The sequence below is a fragment of the Brachybacterium vulturis genome, assembly GCF_043641765.1.
Classification (GTDB): domain Bacteria; phylum Actinomycetota; class Actinomycetes; order Actinomycetales; family Dermabacteraceae; genus Brachybacterium; species Brachybacterium vulturis_A.
On the sequence record NZ_JBHZRO010000014.1, the window covers coordinates 36,721 to 48,571 of the forward strand.

Genomic DNA, 11,851 nt, shown 5'->3' on the forward strand with positions numbered 1-11,851 from the left:
GCTCACTGGAAGTCCCTGGACCGGCCCGCTGCGGCCAGGTCCAGGGGCGCCACCTCGTCGGCGACCAGGTTCACCGCCCCGCTGCGGTTCTCCACGATGCCGCGCAGCACGATCGCCCGAGCGGTGCGCAGCACGGCCCGGTGCCGCACCCAGAACCCCTGGGAGCAGACGACGTTGAGGATCCCGGTCTCGTCCTCGAGGCTGAGGAAGGTGACGTTCCCGGCGGTGGCCGGGCGCTGGCGGTGGGTGATCACCCCGGCCACCCGGATCCGGGTGGAGTCGGCCACCTCCCGGGTGCCGGCGATCGAGAGCACCCCGTCGGCCGCGAGCTGCTCACGCAGCAGCGCCATCGGGTGCTCGTCCAGGGTGATGCCGGTGGCCCAGGCATCGGCGGTGGCGAGCTCCGCCTCGCTCATCCCCGGCAGCATCGGCGCCTGTGCGCCGACGGCGAGATGGGGCAGGGTGCCCGGGGACTCCTGGGCGGCGGCGCCCGCGGCCCACAGCGCCTGCCGGCGCGTGCTCGCCAGCGCGTCCAGCGCCCCGGCGGTGGCCAGCGCCTCGAGCTGACGGGCGGTCAGCCGCACCCGTCGGGCGAGATCCGGGACGGAGCCGAACGGCCCGCCGCGCTGCCGCTCCCCCACGATCTCCTCGGCGGTCCCGGTGCTGATCGACCGCACCTGGTCCAGACCCAGCCGGATCGCCGGGCCGCGCGCCGCAGTCTCCCCCTGCACCTGTTCCCGCGGCGGATCCACCCGGTATCCGATGTGCTCGGCGTCGGTCTCCAGATCCGTGCGGGCCCGGCTCCGGAGCACGTCCGGGCCGCGGGTGAGCACGCCGTGGCGGCGGGCATCGGCCACCAGCGACTGCGGGGAGTAGAAGCCCATCGGCTGGGAGCGCAGCAGGGCCGCGGTGAACGCTGCCGGGTAGTGGCACTTCAGGTACGAGCTCGCGTAGACCAGGTACGCGAAGGAGTAGGCGTGGGACTCGGGGAAGCCGTAGTTGGCGAAGGCGAGCAGCTTGCGGTGGACCGCTTCGGCGTCCTCTCCCACGATGCCGTGCCTGGCCATCCCCGCGAACAGGGCGTCGGAGAGCTCGAGCATCTTCTGGGTGGAGCGCTTGGAGCCCATCGCCCGGCGCAGCTGGTCGGCCTGGGCCGGGGTGAAGTCCGCGACGTCGACCACCATCTGCATCAGCTGCTCCTGGAACAGCGGGATCCCGAGCGTGCGGCCCAGGGACTTCTCCAGCCGCGGGTGGAGGAAGGTGATCGGCTCCTCCTGGTTGCGGCGCCGGATGTAGGGGTGCACGCTTCCGCCCTGGATGGGGCCGGGACGGATCAGCGCCACCTCCACCACCAGGTCGTAGAACACCCGCGGCCGCAGCCGCGGCAGGGTGGAGATCTGCGCGCGGGACTCCACCTGGAACACGCCCACGCTGTCGCCCGCGCACAGCATGTCGTAGACCGCCTCGTCCTCCTGCGGCAGGGTGCGCAGCTCGAAGTGCTGGCCGTGATGCTCGGCGATGATCGCCAGCGCATGGTCCAGCGCCGTGAGCATCCCCAGTCCCAGCAGATCGAACTTCACCAGGCCCGCGTCGGCGCAGTCGTCCTTGTCCCACTGCAGCACGGAGCGGTCCTCCATCGCGGCCCACTGCACCGGGCACACCTCGATCACCGGGCGGTCCGCAAGCACCATCCCGCCGGAGTGGATGCCCAGGTGGCGCGGGGCATCCCGCAGCTGATGGGCGAGGGCCACGACGTCGCCCGGGACGTCGGCGTCGGCGAGCGAGGAGAAGGAGCGCTCGATCCGCTTGGCGAAGGCGTCCTGCGCACCGGGGTCGTAGCCGAGCGCCCGGGCGGCGTCGCGCACCGCGAGCTTCGCGCGGTAGGTGATGACGTTGGCGACCTGGGCGGCGTTCTCCCGTCCGTAGCGGTCGTAGACGTGCTGGATCACCTCCTCGCGGCGGTCGGAGGCGATGTCGATGTCGATGTCCGGCGGTCCGTCCCGCTCCGGGGCGAGGAAGCGCTCGAACAGCAGGTGGTGGCCGACGGGTTCGACCGCGGTGATCCCCAGCGCATAGCAGACGGCGCTGTTCGCGGCCGAGCCCCGCCCCTGGGCGAGGATCCCCTCCCCGGCGCAGAAGTCGACGATCTCGTGGACGATGAGGAAGTAGCCGGGGAAGCGCAGATCGATGATGACCTGCAGCTCGTGGTCGATCTGCGCCCAGGCTCCGGGGACCTGCTCGGGACGCTCCGCCGTCGGCCGCGGCCCGTAGCGCTCGCGGCCCTCGATCTCCACCAGCTCCACCAGCCAGCTGGCCTCGTCGTGCCCGGAGGGCACCGGGAAGGGCGGCAGGTCCGGGGCCAGCAGGCGCAGGTCCAGGGCGCAGTCCCGGCCCAGCCGCGCGGCGTGGGCGATGGCCCCCGGGTAGCGGGGCAGCAGCTGGGCCATCTCCTCCCCGCTGCGCAGGTGAGCGGGGCGGGAGGAGAGGTGGGGATCGGCCTGGGCCAGCGGCACCCCGGCCCGCAGGGCGGCGTGGGTGTCGGCCAGGCGCTTATCTGCCGGGCGGGCGTAGTGGGCGTTGGTGGTGGCCACCAGCGGCAGCGAGATCTCATCGAGGCCGTGCTCCTCCCGCACCAGGCGCGCGCCCTGGGCGAGGGCGTCGTGCAGCTCGTCCGCCTCTCCCCCGCCGCCCGCGATAAGCTCCACGGCGACGTTCCCGGTGCCGAACAGCTCCACCAGGCGGGTGATCGCGCCCGCCGCGGCGCGGGCCGCCGCCTCCAGGTCCCCGCTCTCCAGGTGCGGGGCCGCGGCCCGGGCCACTGCTCCCTTCCGGCAGCCGGTGAGGATCAGCCAGTGCCCCTCCCGGGCCAGGCGGGACAGCTCCGCCAGCCGGTAGCGCGGGGCGGCCTTCTGCCCGCTGTCGAGGTGGGCACGGGCGATCGCGGCCGAGAGCTGCCGATACCCGGCCGTGTCGCGCACCAGCACCAGCAGGTGCTCGCCGTCCGGGTCCGGGATCCCGGTGCGGGGCGCGGAGATGATCGGGGTGGAGCTCGCGGCCTCCGCCCCGGGCTCGAGGCCCAGCGTCAGCTCCGCGCCGAACACGGTGGCGATCCCCGCCTCCCCCGCGGCCTTCGCGAAGCGGACCGCGCCGGGCAGTCCGTCGTGGTCGACCAGGGTGAGCGCCACCAGCCCCAGCCGGGCGGCCTGGGTGACCATGTCCTCGGGGCTCGAGGCGCCGTCGAGGAAGCTGAAGTGGGAGTGGGCGTGCAGCTCCGCGTAGTCGACAGTGCGCGCGGGCCGGTAGGCATCATCAGTGGCCTGACCGGTGTGCTCGATGACGACCGGCGGGGAGACCACCTCGGCGGGGCGGTCCGAGAGGATCGCCTCGAGGTCCTTCCAGGCGGGCGGGCCCAGGAACCAGCGGGCCATCAGCGCACCACCTCAGTCATAGAGCCCCTCCAACGACCACTCCCCCGTGCGTGACAGCGCCAGCACCGCGGTCTCCTCGGCGTTCACGCCGCGCACCACCAGCTGCAGGCGGGCGGCGCGGTGGCCGTCCCGCGCCCACCAGCGCTCGTCGATCACGACGGGGGCGCCGTGGCCGAGCACCGGGCAGCCGGAGCCGGCGCGCAGTCCCACGCGCTGCAGGGCGGGCAGGCCCGGTGCGGCGATGAGCAGCCGGGCCGGCGCAGCGCTCAGCAGCCCACGCGCGGTGACCACGACGGGCCTACCCGCGGCGTCCTCGAGCCGTACCGGCGGTGGCTGCCGGAACACGGTGGCGGGCACCGGGCGCGGCAGGGAGCCCGGCCAGGGCCCCTCCCGCCGGGCGGGCTTCTCACTGCGCCAGGGCACCAGCGTCACCTCCTCGGCGAGCAGCCGCCCGCCGGTGGGGACGGGGACCTGGACCGCGTCCTCCCCCGCCAGCCCCTGGGCCCGGGCCAGGGCACGGGAGGCGCGCTGGGCCGCCTCCCCGGCGCTGCCCCACAGGGCGGGAGCGTTCTCCCCTGCCGGGGCCAGCTGCAGCGGGTGCAGGCCGAGCCGGGTGATCGCCCCGGTCGCGGGGCCGCCCAGGCGGGCGCGGGTGATCCAGCCGTCGCACTGCCAGCGGAGGCGGTCCACGATGTCGGCGACGGTGAGCGCTCCGTCATGCCGCCAGGTGCGCTCCATCTCCTCGCCGCCCTCGGTGCGGGCCACGATCCGCAGCCGGGTGCACACCAGCCCCCGCTCGACCAGCATGGTGTGCAGCTGCTCGGCCAGCGGACGGGCGATGAAGGCCGCCTGGTCGGTGCGCACCAGCGGGGTCTCCAGCGTGGTCTCGACGAGGAGCGGCTGGGTGGGATGGTGCGCGGCGGGCGGAGCGGGTTCCTGGCCGCGGGTCAGCAGGTGCAGGGTCGAGACGTCGGGTCCGAAGCGGTCGGCGACCGCGGCCGAGGGGAGCGCGGCGAGGTCGCCGAGCGTGGTGATGCCGAGCCGCTGCAGCAGGTCGACGGTCTCGGCGAGGTCCAGCCGTCGTTCCGGGCGGGTGGCCGAGGGCTGGCCGCGATGACCCCAGCCCGGGCCGACGGGGGCACTGCGCAGGGTGGTGATCGGATGCGGGGCGAGGTACTCGGCGCTGCGTCCCTCGCGCACGATCCGGCCCGGTGGGGAGGCCAGCAGCGCGGCGAAGGGGCCGTCGGCGATCCCGACGGCGCAGTCCCAGCCGGTGAGCTCGGCGACCGCGTCGAGGATCCGCTCAGCCAGGGCTCCCTCGCCGCCCTGATGGCGGGCGGGGCCGCGGGCCGACATCAGCAGCACCCCGGGCCGCAGCACGTCCACCCCGGCGGCGACCGTGTCCACCGCGGCGGCGACCAGCTCGAACAGGGAGGATTCGTGCTCCCGGTCCGCCTCCAGCACGAGTGCCTCGGGGCAGGCGGCGCGAGCGGCACGGCGCTTCATCCCCGGCAGCACCCCGGCCTGCCGGGCCGCGGCCCCGGCATGGGTGACCCGGTGCTGATCCAGCAGGACCACGGGGGTGGCGGCGAGGTCGAGGGCGGGGGCGTCCTCGTCGCGGCGTTGATGACGGTCCAGCGCCGCGAGCAGCGGCCAGTCCGGGACGGTGACGGCGACGGTGCGGGTCGCGGCAGCGGGTGGCGCGGGGGGAGCGACAGCCGTGCTCATCAGCCCGCCCTCCGCACCGGCGGCAGCAGGCGCATCGGGCCCTCACCGGCACGATCCTCCGCAGCGCTGCGGGGCGCCTGCGCGATCATGCCGTCCACCTGCGGCAGCACGACCCGGGCCGTGCGGTGCCCGGCGATCCCCCGCCCCTCGGCGGTGATCTCGAGGCGGCGCCGGCGCAGCCGTCCCGAGCCCTGCCCGAGACCGGTCCACCCCTGGGTGGTGGTGCGCAGCGTGAGATCGGCGCGGCCGGGCGGGATAGCGGCGAGGACCAGGGTGTCGGCGGTGCGGGCCCGACCCAGCAGGCTGCGCCAGAGCGCGGGGGCGAGGTCCAGCTCGGGGCCGAGCACCAGCACTCCCACCCCGTCGGCCAGGGCGGAGAGCACCTGCGGGCGCTGCTCACCGCCCGCCGGGGCGAGGGCGAGCCGGCAGGGATCCAGCCCGGCGTCCAGGGCGGAGCGCAGCCCCAGGTCGGGCATCCCGGCGATCGCGCACCAGGAGTCCTCCCCCGCCGCGGCGACCGCGAGGGAGAGCAGCAGGGAGGTGCTCGCCGCGCCCTCGAGCGCCACCGAGCTGCCGGCCCGCAGGCTGCCGCGCGGGAACAGCGTCGCCAGCGGTCCCGGCACCGGCAGGCGGGTGCCGAGCCCGTCATCGGCGGCATCGTCGACGGACTGCGGCGAGGACCGCAGGGCGGTGCGGTCGATCCGGCCGCCCCAGCGTGCGGCGGAGCGCTCGGCCGCGCCCAGGGCGGCCCGGGCCCGGGACAGGCGCTGCTCGCGCTCCTCCGTCGCCTGCACGGCTGTGCTCATCACGCGTCCTCCTCCCGCTCCTCGCCGTTCCCCTTCGCACAGGTGTTCGAACAGGGGTTCGAACTGTACGCCTCTGCGGCGCACCCCTCAAGGGGTTCGGGTCGTGGCTTCGAACATGCATACGAAGCTTGCGGGAGGGGTGTGACAGGCGACGGTCACGAGGGGGGCGCAGGAGCGGGGCGGCGCCGACGGGTCAGCCGTCGGTCATCGGCGGGTCTTCCGGGGCCTTCCCGCCAGTCGGTCCACCTTGTGCGATCGGGCCAGCCAGAGCTCTCGGATGATCCGGATGCTGGGCTTCGCGGCGAAGAAGAGCGAGCCGATCAGGAAGCAGACCGTTCCCGCGAACTGCGTCTGCTCGGAGAAGAACAGGATGCTCCCGACGACGAACAGGAGCGCGGCGAGGACGTCGGCGATCGTGTGCAGGATCTCGAACATCGCGTAGCGACGAGCCTGCTGCGTGGTGACCTGACGGGCTCTGGAGTCGAAGAGTCGCACTGTGCCTCCTGGCGGGTCGGGCGTGCCAGGTTGCGTCGCATCCCCTCACGGAGATCCGTCGTGGTCTCAGTACGGCGGTGGCGGCGGGTTCTTCCGCCGTTCGAGGGCGCGCCGTCGCGCTTCGAGCCGTGCCTGGTAGCGGGTCCAGGAGTCCATGAGCGCCTCGGTCATGTGCGGGGTGGCGAGATCCTCGTTGTCGCGGACGATCACGCTCACCCGGTCCCGGATCGACCAGGCGGTCCGTCCCGGCAGGCCGGGAGTGCGCGGCAGGCGGGTCGGGTCGAGCAGGCCGGCGGTCTTCGCCCGGTGGTGCTGCCAGCACAGCAGGTGCAGGTTCTCGATCTCGGTGAGACCGCCGTGCTCCGGATCCCCGTGGTCGTACTCCTCGATGTGGTCGGCCTCGGAGGCCCAGGAGGTGGGGCGGGTGCAGCCGGGGACCGCGCAGGTGGTGTTGCGCAGGCGCAGGTGCTCGAGCATGGCGCGGGTCGGGGTGTAGCGCGTCGCGGGCAGCGGCAGGAAGGCGCCGCTGCACGGATCGGTGAGCACGCGGTGCCAGGTCTCGCTCGCTCCGGCGAGCTCACGCGCCATCGACGCGGGGATCGGGATCGCGCCCTCCAGCATGCCGGGTTCCTGGGAACCGCCGAGCAGCGTCAGGACGGGCACGGTGACGTTGAGCCGGAAACGGGGCTGCGGCACCTGGACCCCGTCGGTGTCGAAGGCCGCACCGCCCAGCAGGTCATACTGGAGGAGAGCGAGGGGGGCGGGGGTCGCCGTCCCGGCTACGGTGCCCCGCGGATCCAGCGGTGGCGTCTCTCCTGCCTCGAAGGCGTGGCGCTGGGCGGCCTGGATCGCGCGAGCGGCGGAGTCCAGCCGCTGGGCGAGGGCGAGGATCTCCGGGGCCGGGCCGATCACCCGCAGGCAGCCGATCCCGTCGTCGCGGGTGGGCAGCAGCTCCACCCGGCGCCGACCCTCGGGGGTCAGGTGGGCGGGGGTCTCCTGTTGGGACTCCACGCGGCCGAGCAGTCGGGAGAGCCGGTGATGGAACTGCTCTGTGGTCGACGTGGCCGGCCAGCACGAGGCGGCGACGTCCACGAAGGCCATCTGGTGCGGGGTGAGATGCCGGGTGCGGCGCAGGATCCGATCGAACCAGGCGGCGGGGAACTCTCCGCACTCCAGCCGGACCAGGGTGCGGGGCAGCTGGGTGACCGCGATGTGGGCATTGCGGAGGATGCGGTCCGCGACGGTGCGGGTGCAGCGCAGGGCGAGCGCCGCCGAGAGAATCTCCGCCTCGGCGGCGTCCGCGTCGTAGTCCTCGCTCTCCGGGTCGTGGAACGACGGGGCGAGAGCTGTGAAGCGCGCCGCGAGGCGCCGGCTCTCCTGGATCGAGGCGGCATGGACGGGCCGCAGATGCGGCGGGAGGACGGGGGTAGCGGGGGTCGGCTCCGAGAGTGCGTCGACCGAGAGTTCCGTCCGGGAGGAGGCCTCACCGGTCGCGTCCTCATCGAACGGTGCGTTCGCGCCATCGCGAAGATCACCCATTGTGCACACCTCCTCCCGGACCTGGTCGGCGAATCCTTGTGAGAACGACAGTGAAGTCCTGCGAGCTGAATATGACGAATTGTCTTGCCGCAACTCTATCGAGACGACGCGCCGGCGCAAGACCCCACGGAGAATCTGTGGATAACGTGGATAAGTGGGTGGTGTGGAGGGGAAGATTCTCCAGGGGATTGTGCATAAGTGACTTCGGTGGAGGAACGGTCGGCCTGCTCACGGTGGACGGGCACCCACTGTGGAGGAGGGGTCGACCCGGGGTGTCGCAGGCAGGTGGGCAATGCGGGCAAGCGATGCAGCGCCGCGAGAACGCGCCTTGTGCGCACCGATCGCCGGGACGCCGAAGAATGATGCTGGCGGGCGCTGAGAAACTCACTTCCGAAGAATTTCTGAGAGGCGTCGACGAATGCGGAGCACGCCCATGTCGTCGCCGGTGACGCGGGAACGGTAACACAGCCCGAGGCCGCCCGATAATCAATGCTGAGAATGGGATCGCAGCGCAGAAAGCGCTATTGTCGGGCCATGCCGAAGAATGCGCGCAGCCGACGCCGGCCCTCGCTCGGGGAGCTGTTCGCCGCCCCCTACGTCACCGCTGCGGCGACGCTGTCCGCATCCCCCGCGATGCGCCTGCTCGCGCTGCTCACCACCGTCAATGCGCTCGGCAACGGGCTCTTCGCCACGATCAGCGTGCTGTTCTTCACCCAGCACCTCGGCTTCTCCGTCGGCTTCGTCTCCGGGGTGCTCGTCGCCGCGACCGTGCTCGCGATCGGCGGCGATCTGCTCAGCGGCAGGTTCTCCGATGCCTCGGGCCCGAAACCCGTGCTCCTGGCCGGGCTCGTCCTGTCCGCCATCGCCACCGCCCTGCTGCTGGTGGTCCGGGACCAGGTGAGCTTCGTCTTCGTGCTGTGCCTGATCAGCCTCGGGCAGGGGATGTGCATGTCCTCGAACACCACCCTGATCCGGCGCGTGGCGCGAGAGGATCCGGCGCTCGCCCGCGCCTCGCTGAGGTCCCTGCTCACCCTCGGCATCTCCGCCGGTGCTCTGCTGGCCGGGCTGGTGCTGGCCAGCGGCAGCGCGACGGCGTTCCGGATCGCGATCCTCGGCGATGCGGTCACCTTCGTGATCGCGGCCGGGCTGCTGCTGCCCATCGCGGTGCCGGCGGCGCCGGAGGGGTGGAACCGGGCGCCCGCACCTGTTACTGCCCGATCGACGGTTCGCCGTGTTCTCGCTCGCCAACGGCGCGATCGGCCTCTACCTGCACGTGCTGTCCTTCGCACTCCCCCTGTGGACGGTGATCCATCATCCGGAGCTGACCTGGGTCGTCGGCCTCCTGGTCGCGCTCAACGCCCTGCTCACCGCCACCTTCCAGGTGCCGGCCAGCGCCGGGATCACCAGCATCCGCGCAGCGAGCCGGCGCCTGGTCGCCGGCGCCGTCTGCCTCGCGATGTCCTACCTCTTCTTCCTCTCCGGCTGGTCGGCCTCGCCGGCCGTCCTGGTGCTCGCGCTGGGCGTCTTCCTGGTCGCTCACACCGCCGGGGAGGTGCTGTACAGCGCCGGGACGATGGAGCTGCTGTTCCGCCTGGCGCCGGCGCGGCAGCAGGGCCAGTACGGGGCGTTCTACGGGGTCAGCAACGGAGTGATGTCCTCCGCCGCGCCGGCCGTCCTCGGCGCGGCGATCGCCCTCGGCGCCGGGTGGGGATGGTGGGGGCTGGCGGCGGCGACGGTGCTGCTGGCGCTGCTGATCCGCGCAGTGAGCCAGAGACCGGAGGCCGACAGTGTGGGAGAGTCTCCAGCACGACCCTGAACCATCCGCCCAGCTTGCCGAGGAGCCCCGCATGCGCGCGCTGATGCTGCATGAGAAGAACCGGATGTCGATCGAGGAGGTCGAGCCCGTCGGCTCCCCCGGCCCCGAAGAGGTGCGGATCGCGATGCACACCGTCGGCATCTGCGCCTCGGACGTGCACTACTGGACCGATGGCAGGATCGGCCCGTTCGTGGTCGAGGCCCCGATGATCCTGGGGCACGAGGGCGCCGGCACCGTCGCAGAGGTCGGCGAGGGCGTGACCCACCTGGCCGTCGGCGATCGCGTCGCGATGGAGCCCGGTGTCCCCGATCCCAGCTCCCGTGCCGTGCGCGAGGGCAACTACAACGTGGATCCCGGCGTGCAGTTCTGGGCCACCCCGCCCGTGCACGGCTGCCTCGTGGACGAGGTCCTCCACCCCGCCGCCTTCACCTATCTGCTCCCCGAGAGCCTCAGCTTCGCCGAGGGGGCGCTGATCGAGCCGTTCTCCGTGGGCATGTACGCGGCGACGAAGGCCGGGATAACGCCCGGCGACGTCGCGGCCGTCGTCGGCGCCGGCACGATCGGGATCATGACCGCGCTCGCCGCGCGTGCGGGCGGCGCCAGCACCGTCTTCATCTCCGACGTGCTGCCGCAGAAGCTGGCCCTGCTCGACGGGCTCGAGGGCATCGTCACGGTGGACGCCACCCAGGAGGACCTGGGCGAGCGGGTGCGCGCGGAGACCGGCGGCTGGGGCCCGCAGGTGGTGTTCGAGGCCACCGGCGCCGCTCCCGCCTACGCGAAGCTGTGGGAGCTGCCCGCTCCGGGCGGCCGCATCGTGCTGGTGGGCATGCCGGTGGATCCGGTGCCCTTCGACATCGCCACCGCCCAGAGCCGCGGCATCTCGCTGGAGACGGTGTTCCGCTACGCGAACGTCTACCAGAAGGCGATCGACCTCGCCGCGGCCGATGCGATCGACCTCAGCCGCTTCGTCTCAAAGACCTTCTCCTTCGACGACTCCGTCGGCGCCTTCGAGCGCTTCCTCGAGGGCAGGCCGACGGATGTGAAGATCCAGATCGCGTTGTGAGGCGATGCCGGGGATCCAGGGGCGATGAGTGATGGACATCGAGCAGGTCGACCCGGCTCTTCGCGAGGCGATGCAGAGGCTTCCCGTGCCTGATCCGTCCCGGGCGCGGAGGCGCACGGTGCTGCGCCTGGCCACCCGGGTGATGCGGGTCCCGCAGGTCGCGAAGGTCTCTGCCAGGACCCAGCGCTCCGGAGCGCTCCGGATGCGGGTGTACCAGCCGCGGCACCGCACCGGCGACGCGGCGCTGCTGTGGATCCATGGCGGGGGTCTGCTCTTCGGCGATGCCCGGCAGGACGAGGCGCTGTGCGCGGAGACCTCACTGGACCTGGGCATCCCGGTGGTCTCGGCCAACTACCGCTTCGCTCCCGGCCACCCCTTCCCCGCCGCCCTGGAGGACGTCCATGCGGTGTGGGAGTGGATGCACGATCACGCGGAGGAGCTCGGCCTCGACGCTGCGCGGATCGTCATCGGCGGACAGAGCGCCGGCGGAGGTCTCCCCGCCGCGCTCGTGCAGCGCCTCCACGACGACGGGGGCCTCCAGCCCCTCGGCCAATGGCTGTTCGCCCCGATGATCGACGATCGCACGGCCGCGGACGAGTCGCTGGACCGGATCGACCACTGGGTATGGAACAACCGCGCCAACCGGGTGGCATGGTCCGCCTACCTCGGGACAGAGCCTGGCGCGGACACCGCGCCTCCCTATGCCGCCGCCGCACGGCGGGAGGATCTCTCCGGCCTGCCCCCGGCCTTCCTCGCCGTCGGCGACATCGAGCTGTTCCGCACCGAGGACGAGATCTACGCGATGCGGCTCGAACGCGCCGGTGTACCCGTCGTGCTGGACCTCGTGCGCGGTGCCCCGCACGGCTTCGAGAGCTGGGCCCGGGACTCCGGGCCCGCGCAGGCGCTCATGGCTCGAGCGCGGGAGTGGCTGCGCCGCACGCTGCTGGAGGCGCCCCCTGCAGGGTGAGGGGGCGAG

At 73.0% G+C, this 11,851-nt stretch carries 8 protein-coding genes and 1 pseudogene; 4 read left to right on the forward strand and 5 right to left on the reverse strand.

Annotated elements, in window-relative coordinates:
• Positions 1-2: 2 nt before the first annotated feature.
• The 5 genes from ACHUEU_RS11735 to ACHUEU_RS11755 all read right to left on the reverse strand — a co-directional run bounded on the left by ACHUEU_RS11735 (position 3) and on the right by ACHUEU_RS11755 (position 7,996).
• On the reverse strand, positions 3-3,428 hold the full coding sequence (locus ACHUEU_RS11735) for an error-prone DNA polymerase (RefSeq protein WP_394216307.1): 3,426 nt from the start codon (positions 3,426-3,428) through the stop codon (positions 3-5).
• 12 nt (positions 3,429-3,440) lie between these two features.
• The gene (locus ACHUEU_RS11740; RefSeq protein ID WP_394216308.1) at positions 3,441-5,156 is read right to left on the reverse strand and encodes a DNA polymerase Y family protein; all 1,716 of its coding nucleotides are present in this window, start codon (positions 5,154-5,156) and stop codon (positions 3,441-3,443) included.
• Positions 5,156-5,962, reverse strand: a complete 807-nt coding sequence (locus ACHUEU_RS11745; RefSeq protein ID WP_394216309.1) for a hypothetical protein — start codon at positions 5,960-5,962, stop codon at positions 5,156-5,158. The genes ACHUEU_RS11740 and ACHUEU_RS11745 overlap by 1 nt, the downstream gene beginning before the upstream one ends.
• A gap of 204 nt (positions 5,963-6,166) precedes the next feature.
• Positions 6,167-6,457 carry a YrhK family protein gene (locus ACHUEU_RS11750; RefSeq protein ID WP_394216310.1) on the reverse strand — a complete coding sequence of 97 codons (291 nt, stop codon included), beginning with the start codon at positions 6,455-6,457 and terminating at the stop codon, positions 6,167-6,169.
• Between the two features lie 66 nt (positions 6,458-6,523).
• Positions 6,524-7,996 carry an HNH endonuclease signature motif containing protein gene (locus ACHUEU_RS11755; RefSeq protein WP_394216311.1) on the reverse strand — a complete coding sequence of 491 codons (1,473 nt, stop codon included), beginning with the start codon at positions 7,994-7,996 and terminating at the stop codon, positions 6,524-6,526.
• A gap of 633 nt (positions 7,997-8,629) precedes the next feature.
• Here ACHUEU_RS11755 and ACHUEU_RS11760 point away from each other — a divergent pair.
• The 4 genes and pseudogenes from ACHUEU_RS11760 to ACHUEU_RS11775 form a co-directional block, all read left to right on the forward strand.
• Positions 8,630-9,157 (forward strand): annotated as a pseudogene (locus ACHUEU_RS11760) (MFS transporter); the annotation flags it as partial.
• Between the two features lie 70 nt (positions 9,158-9,227).
• On the forward strand, positions 9,228-9,812 hold the full coding sequence (locus ACHUEU_RS11765) for an MFS transporter (RefSeq protein ID WP_394216372.1): 585 nt from the start codon (positions 9,228-9,230) through the stop codon (positions 9,810-9,812).
• A gap of 31 nt (positions 9,813-9,843) precedes the next feature.
• Entirely contained in the window at positions 9,844-10,875 is a 1,032-nt protein-coding gene (locus ACHUEU_RS11770) for an NAD(P)-dependent alcohol dehydrogenase (protein WP_394216312.1), read from the forward strand.
• A 31-nt stretch (positions 10,876-10,906) separates the two neighbouring features.
• A complete protein-coding gene (locus tag ACHUEU_RS11775; protein WP_394216313.1) occupies positions 10,907-11,842 on the forward strand; it encodes an alpha/beta hydrolase in 936 nt (311 codons plus the stop codon).
• Positions 11,843-11,851: the final 9 nt, after the last annotated feature.